15 protein-coding genes are annotated in these 19,316 nt (G+C 70.1%); 8 read left to right on the top strand and 7 right to left on the bottom strand.

The window, feature by feature from the left end:
- Nucleotides 1-2: 2 nt before the first annotated feature.
- The 4 genes from ACFQS9_RS17635 to ACFQS9_RS17650 form a co-directional block, all read right to left on the bottom strand.
- Nucleotides 3-4,949 carry a putative T7SS-secreted protein gene (locus tag ACFQS9_RS17635; protein WP_378407005.1) on the bottom strand — a complete coding sequence of 1,649 codons (4,947 nt, stop codon included), beginning with the start codon at nucleotides 4,947-4,949 and terminating at the stop codon, nucleotides 3-5.
- On the bottom strand, nucleotides 4,933-5,571 hold the full coding sequence (locus tag ACFQS9_RS17640) for a hypothetical protein (protein WP_378407007.1): 639 nt from the start codon (nucleotides 5,569-5,571) through the stop codon (nucleotides 4,933-4,935). The genes ACFQS9_RS17635 and ACFQS9_RS17640 overlap by 17 nt, the downstream gene beginning before the upstream one ends.
- Nucleotides 5,568-5,939 (bottom strand): SseB family protein, encoded by a 372-nt coding sequence (locus ACFQS9_RS17645; protein WP_378407009.1) that lies wholly within the window; start codon nucleotides 5,937-5,939, stop codon nucleotides 5,568-5,570. The genes ACFQS9_RS17640 and ACFQS9_RS17645 overlap by 4 nt, the downstream gene beginning before the upstream one ends.
- Before the next feature lie 129 nt (nucleotides 5,940-6,068).
- Entirely contained in the window at nucleotides 6,069-7,265 is a 1,197-nt protein-coding gene (locus ACFQS9_RS17650) for a PucR family transcriptional regulator (RefSeq protein ID WP_378407011.1), read from the bottom strand.
- A gap of 177 nt (nucleotides 7,266-7,442) precedes the next feature.
- Here ACFQS9_RS17650 and ACFQS9_RS17655 point away from each other — a divergent pair, with 177 nt between their 5' ends.
- Both ACFQS9_RS17655 and ACFQS9_RS17660 read left to right on the top strand, forming a co-directional pair.
- Nucleotides 7,443-9,161 carry an aldehyde dehydrogenase family protein gene (locus ACFQS9_RS17655; protein ID WP_378407013.1) on the top strand — a complete coding sequence of 573 codons (1,719 nt, stop codon included), beginning with the start codon at nucleotides 7,443-7,445 and terminating at the stop codon, nucleotides 9,159-9,161.
- A gap of 74 nt (nucleotides 9,162-9,235) precedes the next feature.
- Complete coding sequence (locus ACFQS9_RS17660; protein WP_378407015.1) at nucleotides 9,236-10,831, top strand: GMC family oxidoreductase; 1,596 nt, start codon at nucleotides 9,236-9,238, stop codon at nucleotides 10,829-10,831.
- A gap of 25 nt (nucleotides 10,832-10,856) precedes the next feature.
- Here the strand turns inward: ACFQS9_RS17660 and ACFQS9_RS17665 are convergent, their stop codons facing one another.
- Entirely contained in the window at nucleotides 10,857-12,005 is a 1,149-nt protein-coding gene (locus tag ACFQS9_RS17665; protein ID WP_378407075.1) for an acyl-CoA dehydrogenase family protein, read from the bottom strand.
- A gap of 78 nt (nucleotides 12,006-12,083) precedes the next feature.
- Between ACFQS9_RS17665 and ACFQS9_RS17670 the strand changes: the two genes are divergently transcribed.
- The 5 genes from ACFQS9_RS17670 (at nucleotide 12,084) to ACFQS9_RS17690 (ending at nucleotide 15,340) form a co-directional block, all read left to right on the top strand.
- Entirely contained in the window at nucleotides 12,084-12,512 is a 429-nt protein-coding gene (locus ACFQS9_RS17670; RefSeq protein WP_378407017.1) for an SAV_915 family protein, read from the top strand.
- An 8-nt stretch (nucleotides 12,513-12,520) separates the two neighbouring features.
- Nucleotides 12,521-12,814, top strand: a complete 294-nt coding sequence (locus tag ACFQS9_RS17675) for a hypothetical protein (protein WP_378407019.1) — start codon at nucleotides 12,521-12,523, stop codon at nucleotides 12,812-12,814.
- A 188-nt stretch (nucleotides 12,815-13,002) separates the two neighbouring features.
- Complete coding sequence (locus ACFQS9_RS17680; RefSeq protein WP_378407021.1) at nucleotides 13,003-13,950, top strand: hypothetical protein; 948 nt, start codon at nucleotides 13,003-13,005, stop codon at nucleotides 13,948-13,950.
- 209 nt (nucleotides 13,951-14,159) lie between these two features.
- Complete coding sequence (locus ACFQS9_RS17685) at nucleotides 14,160-14,603, top strand: hypothetical protein (protein WP_378407023.1); 444 nt, start codon at nucleotides 14,160-14,162, stop codon at nucleotides 14,601-14,603.
- 155 nt (nucleotides 14,604-14,758) lie between these two features.
- Nucleotides 14,759-15,340, top strand: a complete 582-nt coding sequence (locus tag ACFQS9_RS17690; protein WP_378407025.1) for a TetR/AcrR family transcriptional regulator — start codon at nucleotides 14,759-14,761, stop codon at nucleotides 15,338-15,340.
- A 9-nt stretch (nucleotides 15,341-15,349) separates the two neighbouring features.
- Here ACFQS9_RS17690 and ACFQS9_RS17695 read toward each other — a convergent pair whose 3' ends face one another.
- Nucleotides 15,350-17,392: a CocE/NonD family hydrolase gene (locus ACFQS9_RS17695; protein WP_378407077.1), complete on the bottom strand. Its 2,043-nt coding sequence runs from the start codon at nucleotides 17,390-17,392 to the stop codon at nucleotides 15,350-15,352.
- Between the two features lie 305 nt (nucleotides 17,393-17,697).
- Here ACFQS9_RS17695 and ACFQS9_RS17700 point away from each other — a divergent pair, with 305 nt between their 5' ends.
- Complete coding sequence (locus ACFQS9_RS17700; protein ID WP_378407027.1) at nucleotides 17,698-18,828, top strand: epoxide hydrolase family protein; 1,131 nt, start codon at nucleotides 17,698-17,700, stop codon at nucleotides 18,826-18,828.
- Nucleotides 18,829-18,836: 8 nt separating this feature from the next.
- Here the strand turns inward: ACFQS9_RS17700 and ACFQS9_RS17705 are convergent, their stop codons facing one another.
- Nucleotides 18,837-19,280: a MaoC/PaaZ C-terminal domain-containing protein gene (locus tag ACFQS9_RS17705; RefSeq protein WP_378407028.1), complete on the bottom strand. Its 444-nt coding sequence runs from the start codon at nucleotides 19,278-19,280 to the stop codon at nucleotides 18,837-18,839.
- Between the last annotated feature and the right edge of the window lie 36 nt (nucleotides 19,281-19,316).

Raw genomic sequence — 19,316 nt, forward strand, 5'->3', positions numbered from 1 at the left:
GGTCACCCCTTCGGAAACGCCGTCTTGATCCACCCATCTCGGACAATCACCTCCATGCTATTGACCGGATCTCCACTTCTCGCAGTACCAATCGGACGATCGAATTCGTAACTGACACGAACTCCATTGCCCTGCATGTTGAGATCCCCGTGGGCCAGAACTTGGTTCACCATTGTCCGGATATCACTGACACTTGTTCCGGGCAAAAACCTACCGACACCTTCGAAACCCGAATCCGGGCCGTGGCGATACATCACATGCTCGATCGTAGACATGAGACCGCCATGCCGATATGTGTCGGCTCCCCGGTGCGCCCAACCCGAACCTCTTGGAAGTGCGTCCTGTGTCCTGTCGGTTGTTGATTCGTCGCAGGCCCTCGGCACCAACCCCAACGGATCGGTCCACCCCGTCGGATTATGCGGGTACGCACTCGGATTCGCCGCCGGTGCAAGCCCCAGCGGATCCTGCGTGACGTACCGGGCGGTGGCCGGGTCGTAGTAGCGGTGCAGGTTGTAGTGCAGGCCGGTCTCGTCGTCGTGGTACTGGCCGGGGAACCGCAGCGGCGTGGACACACCATCCCAACTCGTCCGGCCCCACAGGTCGGCGGTGGCGGACCCGGTGACATCGGCTGCGTCCGGGTCGATCAGTTCCACCGGGGTGCCGACGAGATCGGTGACGATCGCATAGAACTCGGCGTCCACCTCGCCTTGGCGCGACGCCTGGGTCAGCGGGGTGAAGGTGCCGGGGCGGTAGTTCCAGGTGGTGACCGCCTCGCCGCGCCGCTCCTCCACGAGCTGCGTGCCGTCCCAGGTGTATCGCATGGACTCGAGCACCGCGCCGTCGTCGCCTAGCCGCGACTTGGTGATTCGGCGACCGAGCGCGTCGTAGGTATACCGCCAGCGTTGGCCGTCCGGGGTGATCACCTCGACCAGTTGGTCGAAGGCGTTGTAGCTGTATTGCCAGGTGTCCGATTTCCGCGACAACCGGGTGGTGGTCTTGCGGATCAGCCGGCCGGCCGCGTCGTACCGGTAGCGGGTGCGGCCGTCCCGGACCAGCAGGTTGCCGCGGCACTCGCGCCGGTCCCAATCCTGCCCGGCGGGCCGCGCGGCGGTAATGTTGCCGAGGCCGTCGTAGGCGTAACCCTCTGCCGCGGAACCGTTCTCGGCGACGGCGGTCACCCGACCGACCGGGTCGAGCGTGTAGTCACGGCGCAGCGTCGCGTCCGGTCGCACGATGGTGTGGTCGGCGAGGTAGCCGTCCGACCGGTAGCCGTAGGCGTCCTCCCGGAGCACCGTGGGGGTCGTCGCCGGCCCCGGGCCGAGGCCCAGGTTCAGCGCCGACGCCGGGCGCGCGATCACCGACTGGGCGGCGAGCTGCCCCCGCGCCGTGTGGGTGTGCTCGACCGCCAGCTCGCCGACCCGCCAGCCGGTCACCGCGCCGCGCGCGTCGTGGGTGAAGTCGAGCCGGTGCCCGCCGGTGGTCAGCGCCGCCAGCCGCCCGGCCGGGTCCCAGCGCCAGGTGGTGTCGCCGCCACCGGGCGAGACCCGTCGGGTCCGCCGCCCCGCGAGGTCGTGCTCGAAGCGCAGGGCCACCTCGTCGTCCACCGTCTGCAGCGCCAGCGCGCCAGTCGCGGTGTACTCGAAATCGACGGTGTGGGTGGAGGTCTCGCCGGTTCCCGACTCGCCCCTTGTCACCCGGCCGGACAGGTCATGCCCGAACCGGAGGTACTCCCCCGTGTCCGCCCGCACGCCGGTGAGCCGGCCGAGGACGTCGTAGGTGTTGGCGCGGGTGACCCCGGTCGGCGTCGTCACCGTCGCCACCCGACCCATCGCGTCGTGGGTGTAGGCGGTGCTGGCGCCGGTGAAGTCGGTCTCCGACACCAGCCGCCCCGCGCGGTCGTAGCGGTAGCTCCAGGTGTCGCCGAGCGGATTGGTGACGGCGGTCAGACGGCGTTCGGTGTCCCAGGCGTAGCGGGTCACGGACCCGTCGGGGTCGGTCCGCGCGGACAGCAGGTCGAAGTCGCCGTACTCGTAGACGGTGCGCGCGCCGCCGGCGTCGGTGTGGGCGAGCAGGTTTCCCTCGCCGTCGTACTCCCACGACTCCTCGGCGCCATCGGGGTGGAGTCGACCGGTCATCCGTCCGTCCGCCGACCAGCGGTAGCCGGTGGTGGCGCCGGTCGGGTCGGTGACGGCGACCGGTCGCCCGAACCCGTCCCGCTCGATGCGCGTGACGGCGCCGTTCGGGTCGGTGACGGCGGCCGGCAGCCCGGCGTCGTCGCAGTCAATGAACGTGGTCGCTCCGGTCGGGTCGTTGACCCTCGCGAGCGACCCGCTCGGGTGATAGCCGTATCCGGTCCGGGCACCCGCCTCGTCGACGACGGCGATCAGGTTGCCGTCGCCGTCCCACTCCCGGCGGCTGGTGGAGCCGTCCGGGTTGTGCACCGCGGCGGGTCGTTTTGGCGCGGCGTACTCGATCGACAGCACGGCGCCGTCCGGTCGGGTGATCCGGGCGACGTCGCCGTCGGGCGTGTACAGATACGCGGTGGTCGCGCCGTCGGGCGTGCGCACCCGCAGCGGTTCGCGGCGGGCGTTGTAGTCGGTGTGGACGTGCGCCCCTGCCGGGTCGACGAGGTCTCGCAGCCGCAGGTCGGCGTCGAAGCCGTGCGTGGTGGCGGCGCCGGTCGAGTCCGTCACGACGGTCATCCGGCCCGCGCCGTCCGGGGTGTCGGTGTACTCGAACCGCGAGTCGAGGATCCCGGCGGTGCCGTTCTGGAGGACGACTCGCCCCTCGCCGTCGTAACTGTTGACCATCCGGTTGCCGTTGCTGTCCGTCCAGGTCAGCATGCGACCGTCGGCGTCGTAGCCGTAGCGGGTGGTGCCGCCGTCGCCCTTGGTGACGGCGACGAGATGCCCAGCCTCGTAGGCGAATCGGCGCATCACTGTCGCGGCGTCGCCGTCGACGACGGACAGCGTGGTGACCCGGCCGCCCGTGGTCTCGATCAGTACGCGGTAGCCCCCGGAGTGGGTGATCTCGGTGGGTGCGCCGTCCGGTCCGTAGCGGAACAGGATGCGGTTGTGGTGCCCGTCGGTGATCGCGCTGATCGCGAAGTTGCCCAGCGCGGAATCCAGCCCGCCCATCTCCGACCTGGGGGCAAAGTGCCAGGTGAGGTCGCGGTCGGGATCGTGCACCCGGTAGCCACCGGTCTCGGTCCGGGTCAACGGCCAGCGCTGCCCCGACGCGGGCAGCGCCTCGGCGCCGACCTCGGGGTGCGGATAGCTGAGCATCACGCCGTCCTCGGCGAGGAAGGCGACGCCCGACTCCTCGACCACGATCCGCAGGTCCAGCGTCGCCGACCAGCTCGGCCCGAACCACCGCCCGAACCGGAAATTGGATCGGTGCCGTCGCCCGAGGATCAGCGGCAGCACGCCGGGCAGCGTGAGATCGGTTTCGGGGAGCAGGAATTCGCCGGTCGCGACGTCGACGGGGTCGCGGCCCTCGCAGTTCTGGTCGCTGGTGCGGTCGCTGTCCACGCCCGCCTCATCGGCCGCCTGGTGGGCGCCGCGGTCGGCGTCCGCGAGGTCGTGTGGGGCCTGGTTGGGCTGGTCGTCGCCGTCGGGCGCGCCGGGGGTGTCGACGGACGGCGACGGTGCATCCTCAACCCCGGCCGGCCTGGTCTCGACCTCGGACATCGCCCCGTCCAGGCGAGGCGCCTCGGCGACCTGGCCGGGCGCATCGAGCCGCGGCGCCTCGGGCGTCGGCACGTGCATGCCCGCGTCCGCGACCGTGTCGGCCAGCCGGGCGGGCCCGGCGAAGTCCCCCGCGGCGTCGACCATCCGCTCGACCGAGCGGGCCGCCGCGACGCCGCCGCCGGCCCCCGCGGTCGCGGCAGTCAGGATCGCGTCGCCGGTGAGGCTGCCCGCGAACTCGAAGGGATTGTCCATCGCGTCGTCGACCATCGAAGACACCACGGCCCCGGGATCGGCCGCCGCGACGAACAGCCCGGTGGCCAGGTCCGACATCGCCGCCCCGTACTCGGCGGGGTGCGTCAGGTTGTACTGATCCGCGGGATTGACCTGGCGGATAAATTGCGCGATGCCGCTGAGCCCGGTGAGCAGGCCCGAGCCGAAGTTCGTCTTGGCGACCTCCAGCGCGTCGGTGGCGTCCGCGAGGTTGGCGACCATGCGCTCGGTGAACGGCGGCTCGGTGGGCGCGCTCGCGGTGGCCTGCGCCAGCGCGCCTGCAACCTGCCCGGCGACGCCGTCGCGCTCGATCCGGGCGCCGCGCAGCATCTCCCGGGCCGCGTCCTTCATCGCGCTCCAGCTGTCGACGAGTTGCGTGCCGGCCTGCGCATCGGCGCCGAGCGCGGCGTAGGCGGTCTTCTTCGCCAGCTCCTCCCGCTCGGCCTGCTTCCACATCTCGACGGCCTGCGCCGCGCGGGCCTGCGCCGCCTCGACGGTGTAGCTCCACGAGGTCAGGCTCCGCCCGGCGGCGCTCATCGCGTCTGCGGCCTCGTGCCACAGCCCCGGCTGCCTGTCGTACACGGCGTTGAATCCGTCTGCGGCCGTTCCGGTCCAGCCGGCGGCATCGATCGTGCGCAGCGCGTCGCCCGTGGAGCCGATCCTGCCGGCCAGCTCCTTGAGGGTGCCGGTGGCGTCGGCGATGGCCGCGGGTTCGCCGCGGATCAGCTCCTTCGGCTGCTCGGTCTGGCCGAGCTCGAGCTCGTCAACGGCGCCGCCGGTCAGGCTCGCGACCTGATCGCCGAGATCGGTCAGCGCGTCGGCGACCCCGTCGGCGCCGAGGCGACGGGCCACACCGGAGGCGGCGTCGAGGCCGGAATCGGCTGCCTGGCCGAGGCTTTCGATGCCCGACTCGACGGCGTCCTCGACGAACTCGCCCGCGCTGTCGATCGCCCCGGTGGCGTCGTCCCAGGTGTCACTGAGCCAGCTCACCGGTTGCCCCTCCCCCCGAGGTCATCTCGGCCGCGAGCTCGGCGGCCCCGGTGTTCCACCCTCGGTCCGCATCCACCCCGAGGGCGCCGGCGAGCTGCGGCGACACGTTCGCGAACGCCTGCGGTGCAACCTCTTCGACCACCTCGTTGTTGGCTCGGATCGTCTGCGCCGCCTCCGCGAAGGACTCCGCGCTGTAGTCCGGATTGAGGACGTGGTTGACGGCGTTGTCCGCGAGGGTGTCCTCCCAGCTTCGCTCCGCGATCTCCTCGCCGCTCAGGTGCGGGTTGCCCACCGCATGGGTCCACATGGTCTTGAAGGTGTCCGAGACCTTCTGCTCCATCTCGTGGTACATGCCCGCGTCCAGCTCGAGGACCCGGGCGATCTCGTTCGCCGACTGCACCAGGTTCCGGACGCCCCAGGACCAGCGCTCGGCGAACTCCTCGAGCGCGGACTGCACCTCCTGCCTGCCCGCCTCCATCGGCGAGAGCGCCAGCAGCGAGAAGCCCCGCCCGACCGCGGCAGTCTCGCCGATCCCGAGCCCCTCCAGCGATCCGGTGATCGCGGTGATGCCCTGCGCGGCCTGGACCAGAATCTGCGGGTCGACGCCGAGTTCGTCGCTCACGATCGGGCCTCGGCGGGCGGGAATGCGATGGGCGACGCCCCGGCGATGTCGACGACAACGCCCGTCGGGCGCGGCAGCCCCGTCACGAGTTCATCGACGATCCGGCTACCGAACAGCGCGCGGAACCCACGACCGTCGGAGTCCCCGCGGGCGGCGAGGTAGCGGGCGAACTCGCCCTCGCTGGTGAACGCGCAGACCCAGTCCAGCCCCCCGAACGTACTGGTGAGCATCCGGTCGTCGTCCGTGACCGGCATCAGCAGCACCGACGACCGCAGCGCCTCGGTCAGCGCCCTGGGTTGGCCGAACCCCTGATAGAACGCGTCGATCTCGGCCAGCAACTCACCGCAGCCGCCGTCCACCGCCCCCATCAAATCCCCCCGGATCGACTATCACTCCCCCGGACGCCGCAGGTGCCGGGCGGACCGGCCTGGGCGTCGCTCCGCCAACAATAGCGGCCGCGGTGGCCGCCGCCGATCGCGAAGGGCGTGACCCCGCGCTCACTCCCGCCCGGCGCCGAGGAGCCGGTGGGCACACAGCCCCACGTACAGCTCGGCGGCGTGCACCGGGTCGGAGAAGTCCCGGCCTGTCAGGTCCTGGATCCGGCGCAGTCGGTAGAGCACGGTGTTGCGGTGATAGTGCAGCTTCGCGGCCGCGGCCGTCGTGGATCCGCGGGCGGCGAACCAGGCCTCGAGGGTGGTCAGCAGGTTGTGCTGTTCGTCGGCGGGCAGGGCCAGCAGCGGCCCGAGGACCTGCCGGGCGGCGAGCTGTCCGGCGTCGGGCTGGCGGATCACCAGCAGCGGCACCGGAACCGAGTCGTAGCGCGTCGCGACGCCGGCGCCGTCGAGCGCGCAGCGGCGGGACTGCCGGGCCTGTTCCACCGCCTCGCCGATGCCTCCCGGCCGGCCGAAGCCCCGGCTCACCCCGACCGGGCCCGCGCCGATCTCGCCGAGCGCCGCCTCCAGGGCCGACTCGAGGGCCGACTCGGACGATGCCCACAGCAGGCCGATGCGGCCGTCGACCTCGGTGTCCCACACCGATTCGATGCCGACCCCGCGCAGCCCGGATCGCAGTACGTCCGCCGACGGGCAGGACGCGGAATCCCCGACGGACACCACCAGAAAGGCGCCCCGCTCGGGGATCCGGAACGCGCGCACCGCGTCCGCGACGCCCGCCGGGTTGAGAGCGTGGTTCGCGAACAACGTTCGGACCAGCCGCCTGCTCGCCTCGGCGTCCTCCCGGGCACGGGTGTCGGCCGCCTCCCGATAGGCGTCGGCCGCCGCGTCCGAGTAGACGTCGACCAGCGCCCAGACCTGCGCTGCCATGTCCAGCAACCACTGGCTGGCGTGCCCGTCCGAACGCGCCGTGAGCTCCTCCCAGATCAACCGCCCGCCGAGCCGGAAGGCGTGCAGCAGCGCGGCCAGCGACACGCCCTGTTCGGCCTTCATCCGCCCGGCCGCGCGGGCCGACTCCAGCCGGACCGGTGCCGTGCCGTCGAGGTTCGCGAGCATCGACGCCAGGTTGTCCCGGCACGCCGACCGCAACTGCTCCGGCGTCAACAGCGAGGCGTCGGCGTAGTCCTGCTCGGCGGAGACGATACGAGCGACCAGCTCGTCGGCGAGCCCGTCCACCGAGTCGCGCAGGTCGTGCAACAGGTCGGTGCGCGTGGTCGGCGCGATGTCGGGGATGACGGCCATCGGACCAGGGTAGCCGCCCCGGGGTGATCCACGCCATAGGAGTTTGTGCGACCGCACAAAGCGGCCGCCCACATCGACGCTCCCCGCCTATGGCGCGCAGCCCCCGATGCGACGAGGATCACAGGAGGAGATCCGACGAGTCCGACCAGCCGGCCTCGAATCGAACGGAGTGACACAGTGTCCGATCACGACCCCGCCAGCACCCACCCCGCCATCGACGAAGCGCTCGCCGACCTCGTCGAGGGAGAGAAGGCCTGGGCGGGCCTGTCCCTGGGCGAACGCCGACGACTGCTCGAGCGGGTCGGCGAGCTCACGGTGCGACACGCGGCCGACTGGGTGGCGGCGGCGGTCGAGATCAAGCGACTCGACCCCGACTCGCCCCTGGTCGGCGAGGAGTGGATGTCCGGGCCGTACTCGATGGCCACGGCCACGACCGCGCTGTCCGCCAGCCTCGCGAGGCTCGAATCGGGCACCAGCCCGCTGGCCGGGGCGACCTTCGGCACCGCCCCCGGCGGCCGCACCACCGTGCGGGCGCTGCCGATGAACGTCTTCGACAAGCTGCTGTTGAGCGGGTTCAGCGCCGACGTCTGGCTGCAGCCGGGCATCGATCGTGCGACGGCACAGCGCGAGGCGGGCCTCGCCCAGCTCGATCCGACCCGCACGCAGGGCATCGGGGTGGTCCTGGGCGCAGGCAACATCACCTCGATCGCCCCGCTCGACACGCTGTACGAGCTGTTCGCGCACAACCGCGTCGTCGCCCTCAAGCTCAACCCGATCATGGACCGGATGCTGCCGGTCTTCACCAAGGTTCTCGAGCCGTTCATCGCGGCAGGTGTCGTCCGGTTGCTGACCGGCGGAGCGGAGGTCGGCACGTACCTGACCCGGCACCGGCTGGTCGACCACGTGCACATGACCGGCAGCGCGCTCACCCACGACGCGATCGTCTTCGGCACCGGCGAGGACGGCGCGCGCCGCAAGGCCGCGGGCGAGCCGGTCCTCGACAAGGGCATGACCAGCGAGCTGGGCGGCGTGTCGCCGACCATCGTGCTGCCCGGCAAATGGAGCCGCGCCGACATCGAGTTCCAGGCCGAGCACATCGCGACGCAGCGCCTGCACAACGGCGGCTACAACTGCATCGCGTCACAGGTGGTCGTGTTGTCCTCGCAGTGGCCGCAGCGCGACGAGTTCGTCGCGGCGTTGCGCGCCGCCGTCGACCGCGCCCCGGCCCGCCCCGCCTACTACCCGGGCAGCGACGACCGGGTCGCCTCGGCCGCGCGGACGTACCCGAAGGCCGAGCGCCTGGGCGAGCAGGGTGGCCGGGTACTGGTGTCCGGACTGCGGCCCGACGAGTTCACCCCGCTGCTGCAGACCGAGTACTTCGGGCCGGTGCTGGGCGTGATCGAACTGCCGGACGAGGGAACGGATTTCGCGACCCGGGCGGCCGAGGTGGTCAACGACCAGTTCGTCGGCACGCTCGGGGTGAACATCATCGCCGAGCCCGGCACCATCGACGCGATGGGTGATCGGTTCGACGCGCTGCTCGAGTCCCTGCGGTACGGGACCATCGCCGTGAACGCGTGGACCGGGGTCGGGTTCCTCACCGCCGCGGCGACCTGGGGCGCGTTCCCCGGCCACACCCTCAGCGATGTGCAGAGCGGGATCGGCGTCGTCCACAACGCCCTGCTGATCGACCGGCCGGAGCGCACCGTGGTGCGCGGCCCGTTCCGTCCGTCCCCCCGTTCGCTGCTGCACCGGGAGTGGTCGATCTCGCCGAAGCCGCCGTGGTTCGTCACCAACAAGACCGCGGCGGGCACCGGGCGCCTGCTGACCGCATTCGCGGGCAAGCCGTCCTGGACGCGACTCCCGGCGATCTTCGCGTCCGCGCTGCGCGGCTGATCTCGGCGCGCGGTGAACCACCGCGCACCGAGAACCACTTCCCCCCAACTCTTCTCGATGTGGAGATCGAACACATGACCCAGGAATCGTCAGCGGCCGACTACGTCATCGTCGGCGCCGGATCGGCCGGAGCGGCGCTGGCCGGTCGGCTCAGCAACGACCCTCGCAACGAGGTCGTCCTCCTCGAGGCGGGGCCGAGGGACAAGGACAAGTTCATCCACATCCCCGCGGCCTTCTCCAAGCTGTTCCGCAGCGAGGTCGACTGGGACTACCTCACCGAGCCGCAGCCCGGGCTCGGGGGCCGGAGCATCTACTGGCCCCGCGGGAAGATGCTCGGCGGCTCGTCGTCGATGAACGCCATGATGTGGGTGCGGGGCTTCGCCGCCGATTACGACGAATGGGCCGAACTCGCCGGCGACTCCTGGTCCTTCGCCAACGTGGTGGAGTACTTCCGCAGGTTCGAGAACGTCGAGGACGCCTCCGCCGCCGACGATGCGGGCACCACCGGTCCGATCTCGGTGAGCCATCAGCGCAGCCCGCGCCCGCTCACCGCGGCGTTCCTCGAGGCGGCACGCCAGACCGGCTTCCCGGTGGAACGCGCGAACACCGCTGCACCCGAGGGCTTCTCGCAGACGATGGTCACCCAGAAGCGCGGGGCCCGATGGAGCACGGCCGACGCCTACCTCGCGCCGGCGCGCAAGCGAGCCAACCTGACCGTGCTCACCGAGGCCGCGGCGACACGGGTGCTGTTCGAGGGGTCGGCGGCCGTCGGGGTCGAGTACGTGCAGGGCGGTGTGCGCCGCACGGTCCGCGCCCGCAAGGAGGTGGTGCTCGCCGGCGGCGCGATCAACACCCCGCAGCTGCTGATGCTGTCCGGGATCGGGGACGAGCAGCACCTGCGCGAGCACGGCATCGCCGTGCGGCACCATCTCCCCGAGGTGGGCCGGAACCTGACCGATCACCTGGTCTCGATGCTCGGCTACCGCGTCGAATCGGACTCGCTCTTCGCCGCCGAGAAGCTTCCCGAGCTCGTCAACTACCTGGTGCGGCGCCGCGGCATGCTCACCTCGAACGTCGCCGAGGCGTACGGATTCACGCGTAGCCGCGAGGACCTCGCGCTGCCCGACCTGGAACTGATCTTCGGCCCCGCCCCGTTCTTCGACGAGGGCCTCGTGCCCGCCACCGAGCACGCCGCGGTGATCGGGACGATCCTGCTCAAGCCGGAGAGCCGCGGCGAGATCTCGCTCCGGTCGGCGAACCACGAGGACAAGCCGATCATCGATCCCCGCTATCTCAGCGACAGCGGCGGCGTCGACCGCCGCGCGATGCTCGAGGGCCTGCGGGTGTGCGAGGCGCTCGCCTCCGCCCCGGCGCTGAAGTCCCGTCTCGGCGAGATGATCCGACCCGCCGTGGCCTCCCCGACGCCCGTCGAGGACGTGCTGGCGACCGCGCTCGAGCGCACCTCGCACACCCTCTACCACCCCACCGGGACCTGCCGGATGGGCAAGGACGCGGCGAGCGTCGTCGATCCCGAGCTGCGGGTGCGCGGGGTGGACCGGCTGCGCGTGGCGGACGCGTCGATCATGCCGACCATCATCCGCGGCCACACCCACGCGCCGTGCGTGCTGATCGGCGAGAAGGCGGCCGACCTGATCGGACGGTCGAACTGACCGCCCGGCACCAACGCGCGGGCGCTTACAACGATTTCGCGATGATCCCCTTCATCACCTCGTTGGCGCCCGCGTAGATCCGCTGGACGCGGGCGTCCTCGTACATGCGGGCGATCAGGTACTCACGCATGTAGCCGTAGCCGCCGTGTACCTGGACGCAGCGGTCGATCACCTCGCACTGCTTGTCGGTGAGCCAGTACTTGACCATCGCCGCCTCGGACGGGTCCAGCTCGCCGCGCAGGTGCGCCTGGATGCAGTGGTCGAGGAACACCTCGCAGGTGCGCGCGATGGTCTGGCACTCGGCCAGCTCGAAGGCGGTGTTCTGGAACTCGAAGAGGCTGTGCCCGAACGCCTGCCGCGACTTCGTGTACGCGACGGTGTCCTGCACCGCCCGATTCATCGCGCCCGACGCCTGCGCGCCGATGATCAGGCGCTCCTGCACCAGCTGCGCCATCAGCTGACCGAAGCCCTGCCCCTCGGCGTCGCCGAGCAGGTTCGACACCGGCACCCGCACGTCGGTGAACGAGAGCTCGGAGGTGTCGGCGCCGTGCTGACCCACCTTGTCCAGCACCCGCCCGACGGCGAATCCGGGGCAGTCGCGCAGGTCCACGATCAGCAGGGACACGCCCTTGGCGCCCGCCTTCGGGTCGGTCTTGACGGCCAGCACGATCACGTCGGCGGAGGCACCGTTGGTGATGAACGTCTTCGAGCCGTTGACGATGTAGTCGTCGCCGTCGCGGACGGCGGTCGTCTTGATCGCCTTGAGGTCCGAGCCGGCCCCGGGCTCGGTCATGCCGATGGCGGCGAGGATCTCGCCGGTCGCCATCCCCGGCAGCCACGCCTTCTTCTGTTCCTCGGTGCCGTACTCGGCGATGTAGTGCGGGACGATGCCGCTGTGCACGGAGATCCCGAAGGCGAGATCGCCGGCGTAGCCCTGGGCCTCGAAGACGGCGAGGTCGTGCGCGAAGGTGCCGCCACCGCCGCCGTACTCCTCGGGGATAGAGCAGCACAGCAGCCCCAGCTCGCCTGCCTTGAGCCACACGTCGCGGTCGATGCGGTGCTGGGCGTCCCACTTCTCGTTGTGCGCGACCACCTCCCGCTCGAAGAATCCGGCCGCGAGCTCGGAGAGGGCACGGACCTCGTCGTCGTGCCAGGTGGGGAGGTACTTCTTCACGACGTCGACCGCCTTCTCGGGTGCCGGGACGCCGGCCGCGTCTGTCAGCCGGTCGCTGCTGGTGCCCATGCTAACGACGTGCACCGGCGCGATGCGGAACGCCCTGGTCTACCATCGAACGGATCAGATCCGGGGGGGCTGAAGATGGTCGAGCACGCTCATTTCGGCGCGGACATATTGTTTGTCCCGACGCCTCCGCGCGACGCATCCGGTCAGGTCCAACTCGAGCTTCGCACCTTGCCGGACGGCCGTCTGGCGCTGCCGGTCTACACGTCGATCCCGAGTCTCGTGCGCTGCTGCGGACCGTTCCAGCACTGGAGTGCCCTCGACGGCAGTGGATTCGACGGGGTGAAGGCTGCAACCGGATTCGACGTGGCACTGGTGGATGCCAGCATCCCCAACGAACACCGACAGCGACCACCGGAGCCTGTGCAGGCAGACGATACGGCGCTGCCCGACTCGTGGCTCGAGTCGGCGTCGGCGTGGGGTGACGGGAATCTGCGATGAGTTCACCAATGGAGGTCGACGACCTCTCCCCCGCCGCTCGCTCACTGGCCCTGGGCGCGAACGGGCTTCAGGAGTTGGCTGCGCAGGCGCCCCAGCTACCGAATGCGGGCGCATCCACAGCATTCGTCGGTGACGTCTTGACGGCCTTGGCGGAAGCGATGGCAACGGCTGCCGCAGTCGAGTCGAGCGCAGCCGACACTGTCCACGCCAACGTCTCGTCCTACGCAGAGTCGGACACGAATACCGGCCAGGCACTCGACAAGGTCGGGCAAGCAGTACCCAGCAAGGGTGGAGATCGCTGATGCCGATCTATGTTGCCGTCGATGCGGATCCACAATCGTGCACCGCCTGTGTCGATGCGCTGAACGCGATCGCGAACGGGACCGACGAGGAGGCGCGGACCCTCCTCGATGCACATTCGTCCTCCCAGTCGAACTGGCGGGGCGACGCGGGCAATGCTTTCCGAGACCGGATCACTGCGTTGGAGCGGGTGACCGGCGACCTCGCTGACCGGGCGCGCGACACCGCCAGGGCACTACAACAATTTGTCGATGCCATCGTCACGGCCAAGGAGCGAATGGTGCAGGCAGCCGCCATCGCCCTCGAGGCCGGGCTGTATGCCGGACCCAACCCATGTGACCCTCTGTGGATCGGCGATCCGAAACGCGTGGTCTCGGTGGGACCCGTCAGCCCCGCCGATGACGCCGCCTTCGCGAAACAGCAAGCCGCGTACGCCGAGTCCCTCGCGATGGCGGGCGAGGGACGAAGGCTCGAGATGCAGGCACACGTGGCACTTCGCGAAGCCATGCTGGAAAAGCGGTCGGCATTCACCGCCTTCAAGGGCGAGTTCCTCGATGAAGCACCCTGGCTCGGGGCAGGACTCGCGACCGGCTACGTGCAGGCCATGGTCGCCAAGCAAGCGCCGTGGGACGACTTCGCCCGGACGATGACCGCACAGTCGGACCGATTTCGGACGATCGCTGCCGAACCACTCCCGGATTCGCTGCGCCGATCCGCGATGAACGCCGCCGAACGATTCGGACTGGGCGCCGACGACGCGGTGCGTGCTGCCGCGAACACGCCTTACAACAGGATGCTTCCCGGAGGGGCGGGGCATCCGTTGTGGGAGAGGATCTCGGCGCCTGTCGTTTCCAATGGCGGAACGTCGATGCTGTCGAAGGTCGGATCGAAATTACCGATTGCCGGTGTGGTGTTGACGGGGTGGCAGACGGCAGACGAGGTGATGGGCGCCGAGGACAGGGGCGACGCAGCGCTGGCCGTGGGTAAGAACGTCGCCGGCTTCGCCGCGGGAACTGTAGCCACAGAACTGATGATGGCGAGTGTGGCGGGTGGGCCCGCAACTGTCGCGGTCGTCGTAGGCGGTGTCTTCATCGGTTGGGGTGTCAGCGAGGCCATCGAATGGGCCGGAGGAGAGTGATGGGACGCCATGGCCAGTTTTCGGTGAACCCGCTGAAACACCCATCCCCGATTCCCGATCCCTCGACGGGGCTTCCCCGGCCACCACGGGCGCCCCGCGAATGGAACGGTCACAACCCCACCCCTGTCGACCGCGAGCCGCGAAACCCACTGCCCGGCCCAGACGATCTCGGAAAGCGCCTCGAATGGAACCAACACTCGAGGCGGGACATGCGGGTTGCGGATCTGGGCATCATCGCCCTGTTCGCAGGTTTCGCGACCTGGCGTACCGGTGGCCTGGTCTGGATGACGTGGTGGTGGTCTTGGCTCGTGCTCGGACTGTGGCTTGCCCATGGTTGGTGGTTCTCCCGCCACGGCAACTGGCTGGCCGCCGGCGCGGTGTGGGTTCAACAGGACAAGAACTGGGTCAACACCTACGAGCTAACCAAAATCAGGTTCACAGTCAGCGGGCTGAATCGCGTGCTCAAGTTGACCGATTCGTCGGGCCGCAACATCTACGGCCTCGTGATCCGCGACGTGCAATCCAATCAACCGATGTGGGACCTCGTCTACAACGGCATCCTCCATTCGGTCGCATCGGGAGACTGCGACATCTCGGACAAGGCGCGTTCGGTCCTCAAGGTGCCCGCCGACCTGGGCAGGCCCCCGACCTAGGACCACCCGGGCTGACGACACCGTTCCCCGAAACCGCAGCACGTTCTACTGCTCCCGTGACCTGATGGCGGCCCCACCCGCGGGCTGGTGAGCGGGCCGAGCCCGGTGGCGACCCCTTTGCCCGAGTACGCCCACTTCCAGTAGTGTCTGGACATGTGTCTAGTGAAGCTAAGTTCGAATCCACTCGCCGGCGCCTGACCGAACAGCAGGCCGAGACCGTCGACAAGCTGACCACGGCCGCGGTCGCCGTGCTCCGTGAGCAGGGATTCTCGGGCCTCACCGTTCGCCTGGTAGCGACGGAGGCGGGCGTCGCGGCCGCCACCGCGTACACGTACTTCTCCTCGAAGAGCCACCTCGTGGCGGAAGTGTTCTGGCGGCGCCTGGCCGCGGTCCCGCGGGAGGTCCCCACCGACCTCGATCCCGTCGCCCGGGTCAGCCGGGTCCTGCGCGACGTCGCGCTGCTGGTCTCCGACGAGCCCGCCCTGGCCGCGGCGGCGACCACCGCGATCCTGGGCGACGACCCCGACGTCGAACACCTGCGGCTGCGCATCGGCAAGGACATCCGCGCGCGCCTCGTCGCGGCCCTCGGTCCCGGTCACGATCCGGACGTGCTCGAAGCCCTCGAGATCGCGTGGTCCGGGGCGCTCGTCCGGGCCGGCATGGGCTACGAGTCCTACGTCCAGATCGCCGACCGCCTCGAGACCACCGCCAAGCTGATCATGGCGGGGCAGAAGTAGCGCCGCCCGCTACCAGGCCTTCGCCCCGACCAGCGGCAGGTTGACGAAGCTGGGCCGGTCCGCCGACAGCTGCACGTGCTGCGGCCTGTTCTGGCCGTCGGCCCTCATCGGCCCCAGCGGCAGGTACCGGGGCACGCTGGCGGCGTAGATGTCCACCCGCAGTCGATGGCCCGGCTCGAGCACCGCGTCGGTGGGCACGAGGTTGATGTCGACGGGCGTCACCTGGCCCGGGATGACGGGCCTGCGCGCGGACACCGTCAGCTTGTGATGCGGCTCGGCGTAGTCCCCGTTCGCCGACCTCTGGCTCTGCGCCTCGTCCACCTCGCGTAACGACGCGGTCAGCGCGCCGTTGGTGAGCGTGGTCGAGGTGCCATCGGGCGCAACGTCGTTGAGGGTGACCGCCCAGAAGCCGTCGGGTGCATCGAGAACCGTCTCCAGATGCAGGTTCACCGGGCCGGACAGTTCCGTCGGCTCCGCGACCGGCGCGCTCGTGAACGCGAGCCCCTCGGCCTCCTGGATCCGGGAGTCCTTGCTGCACACCGAGCCGAGGATCACGGTCATACCCGCGGTCCCCTGCGCGCCGTCGCGGGAGCAGAACCCGCGCAGCCCGGGCGCGGCCGTCAGTCGCGCGGAGCTCTGCGGGGTGCCGGCCACGAGGCTGCCGTCGCGGGCCGCGTGGCCCGCGGTACCGCTCGGCGCGTCCGACAGGTACATCCGCTGGTACTCGACACCCGCCCGGGGGAACTGGTCGGTCGTCGTCCAGCCATTGCCCTGCTGGAACAGCGTGACCGGGCCGTAACGGTCGATGCCGTTGTCGATTCCCTTGAGCCACTTGTCGAACCAGGCTCGCTCGAGGACGTCGAGCCGCGGCGGCGCGCCGTCGTCGCCGAATCCGCCACCGAAGGTGACGTGATAGTTGTCGCTCATGATCAGCTGCTTCTGACCGGCGGGCAGGGGAATCGCGTTGTAGACGCGGGGCTCGCTGTTGGCGAAGATGTCGTGCCAGGCGCCGTAGAGCATGGTGGGCACGGCGATGTTCTCCACCCTCGCCTTGCGCTCCTCATAGAAGGCGCCGTCCTGCGCGACGCGCAGCGTGGTCGGATCCAGGTCGTTCACACTCGGGGCCGTCATCACCTCGCTGAGCTCGGCGATCAGCGTCAGGGGGTCGCGGAGCCGGTCCTGCAGCCACTGCTGATCGAACCGCCCCTGCGCGAGGGATTGCACGTCGGGGATGAGCTTGGTCCCGTTGACGAGCGCGAGCCACAGCGGCATGAAGCCGATGCCGAGCCCGCCACCGGTGCCGACGATGTCGCGAATCAGGTCGTTGCCCGGCTCGGTCGGGAAGATCGCCTTCAGCGCGGGCGGCTGGTACCCGGCGGCCTGCAGGGAGTTGATCCCGGAATAGGACACGCCCGCCATGCCCACCTTGCCGTTCGACCACGGCTGCTTGCTCAACCAGTCGATGATCTCGACGGAATCGCGCTGCTCGCGCGGGCCGAGGGTCTGCCACTGCCCCTGCGAGAACCCGGTGCCGCGCGCGTCGACGACGACCTGGGTGTAGCCGCTGCGGACGAGATCCCGGTTCACGGTGAACACGCGTATCCCGCCGCCGGTGAGCACCTTCGCGGTCTCGCCGACCCCGTCCAGCGGGGTGCCGGCGAGGTCGTAGGAGTTCACCAGGTCGACCAGCGTGTCCTCGAGCCCGGGCACGGTCAGCATGGAATCGACCACGTTGCTGACCAGCTTGGTGTACGGCGTCACGTTCAGGATCGACGGCATCTTGGTGTCGATCGGCTTGCCCGAGGCATCGGCCGGGCGGTAGATGTTGCCCTTGAGCACGGTTCCGTCGCTCATGGTGATCGGCACGTCCCAGTCGATCGCGACGACCGGGTATTCGGGCGGGGCATCCGCGGTGGCCAGCCACTTCGCGCCGTCCGCTCCCCCGGTCGGGTCGGCGGTCGCGGCGCCTCCGGGCGTGAGCGCGAGGCCGATCGTCAGCGCACCGGACAGGGCCAGCGCTCCCGCCCGCGACAGCGACCCACGATCCGACATCCTGGCGCGCATGACCACTCGAACCCCCGTGGATCTCCGGTGACGCTGGATCGCCCAGGTGGCCGACGTCACAAAAACCTACTGGATAGTAACCATGCGGTCACCCGCCGTCAATACCGAACTCAACCACGGTTGCGCTTCACTGCGATCCCACACATCTGTTGCACGACAAGGCAATTCGATCCCCACGGTGCCCAGACCACCGCCCGATGCCCGGCCCCGGACGCGGCAACCCAAGACCATTGGCGCAACCAACGAATTCTGTTATCGTTGGCGACACCAACAATCACCCCTCGGAGGTTGCCATGCCCGCCACGACCATCCGTCCGTACCGGATCGACATCCCGCAGGCCGCGCTGGACGACCTGCGCGACCGGCTGGCCCGGACCCGCTGGCCCGACGAGCTCGACGACGCCGGCTGGGACTACGGCATCCCGCTCGGACGGATGCGGGAGCTCGCCGACCACTGGCGCGACGGGTACGACTGGCGCGCGCACGAGGCCGTCCTCAACCGCCACCCGCAGTTCGTCACGGAGATCGACGGCGCCACCGTGCATTTCCTGCACGTTCGCTCCCCCGAGCCGGACGCGACGCCGCTGATCCTCACCCACGGCTGGCCGGGCTCGTTCATCGAGTTCCTCGACGTCATCGGCCCGCTGTCCGACCCGCGCGCGTACGGCGGCGACCCCGCGGACGCGTTCCACCTGGTGATCCCGTCGATCCCGGGCTTCGGACCGTCCGGCCCGACCCGCGACCGCGGCTGGGACACCGCCCGCGTCGCCCGCGCCTTCGCCGAGCTGATGAGCCTGCTGGGATACGAGCGGTACGGGGCGCAGGGCGGCGACTGGGGGTCGGGCGTCTCCCGGCTGCTCGCGGTCGCGGCGCCCGAGAGCGTGATCGGCGTGCACGTCAACTACCTGCCGCACGGTCCGGCCCCGACCGACGGTCTGTCCGACGACGACGCCGCCCGGGTGGAGGTCATCCGGGACTTCCTCGCCAACACCCCCGGCTACATGCGGATGCAGGCCACCCGACCGCAGACCGTCGCCTACTCCCTCTCCGACTCACCGACCGGGCAGCTGGCCTGGATCGCCGACAAGGTCCGGGAGTGGACGGACCCGGCGTACCCGCTGCCGGACGACACGCTGCTGACGAACGTGTCGCTGCACTGGTTCTTCGGCACCGCCGGATCCTCCGCGCGGCTGACCTTCGAGTCCGGTGGACCGGGCAGCGGCGGACCGACGGGGGCGGCGCCGCTCGGGATGGCGGTCTTCGCGCACGACATCGTCCGGCCGGTGCGCAGCATCTCGGAGAAGGCGCACCCGACCCTCGTGCACTGGAGCGAGTTCGAGGAGGGCGGGCACTTCGCCGCGATGGAGGTGCCGGAGCTGCTGGTGGGCGACGTGCGGGCGTTCTTCCGTGGCCTTCGCGGATAGGAGCGGCGTCAGGGCCGGCGGTGCAGGTAGATCTCGGTGAGCAGGCTGAAGACCGTCCGGCCCTGCGCGTCCGCCAGCTGGCCGGTCGTGGTCACCAGCCCCCGGCCGCGCTCGTCCAGCGCGACATCGTCGATCACCAACAACCCGGTCAGCACCTCGCCCGGACGCACGGGACGCAGGAACCGGACGTCCCGCAGCCCGCGCGCGCCGATCACGCTCCAGCGGCGATAGGCCCCGTCCACCGCGAGCCGTTGGAAGATCGCGATCGTGTGCACACCGCTGGCGATCAGTCCGCCGAAGTAGCCGTGCTCGGCCGCCTCCGCCTCGAGGTGAAAGTCCTGCGGATCCCATGCGGTCGAGAAGTCCACCATCTCGGACTCGCTCACGGTGTGCGAGCCCAGATCGATGACGTCGCCGACCATCAGGTCCTCGGCGTACTTCACCTCGTCCATGAGGTCCATCGTGCCAGGACACCGCCCCGAAGGAGG

The sequence above is a fragment of the Rhodococcus daqingensis genome (assembly GCF_042665615.1).
In the GTDB taxonomy this organism is placed as follows: Bacteria; Actinomycetota; Actinomycetes; order Mycobacteriales; family Mycobacteriaceae; genus Rhodococcus_G; species Rhodococcus_G daqingensis.

What these genes read in the sequence shown, in the direction of transcription:
- ACFQS9_RS17685 (WP_378407023.1), top strand. Translation starts at nt 14,160, where the DNA reads ATGCGGGTTGCGGATCTGGGCATCATCGCCCTGTTCGCAGGTTTCGCG.
- ACFQS9_RS17675 (WP_378407019.1), top strand. Translation starts at nt 12,521, where the DNA reads ATGGAGGTCGACGACCTCTCCCCCGCCGCTCGCTCACTGGCCCTGGGC.
- ACFQS9_RS17700 (WP_378407027.1), top strand. Translation starts at nt 17,698, where the DNA reads ATGCCCGCCACGACCATCCGTCCGTACCGGATCGACATCCCGCAGGCC.
- ACFQS9_RS17650 (WP_378407011.1), bottom strand. Translation starts at nt 7,265, where the DNA reads ATGGCCGTCATCCCCGACATCGCGCCGACCACGCGCACCGACCTGTTG.
- ACFQS9_RS17695 (WP_378407077.1), bottom strand. Translation starts at nt 17,392, where the DNA reads ATGTCGGATCGTGGGTCGCTGTCGCGGGCGGGAGCGCTGGCCCTGTCC.
- ACFQS9_RS17645 (WP_378407009.1), bottom strand. Translation starts at nt 5,939, where the DNA reads ATGGGGGCGGTGGACGGCGGCTGCGGTGAGTTGCTGGCCGAGATCGAC.
- ACFQS9_RS17660 (WP_378407015.1), top strand. Translation starts at nt 9,236, where the DNA reads ATGACCCAGGAATCGTCAGCGGCCGACTACGTCATCGTCGGCGCCGGA.
- ACFQS9_RS17705 (WP_378407028.1), bottom strand. Translation starts at nt 19,280, where the DNA reads ATGGACGAGGTGAAGTACGCCGAGGACCTGATGGTCGGCGACGTCATC.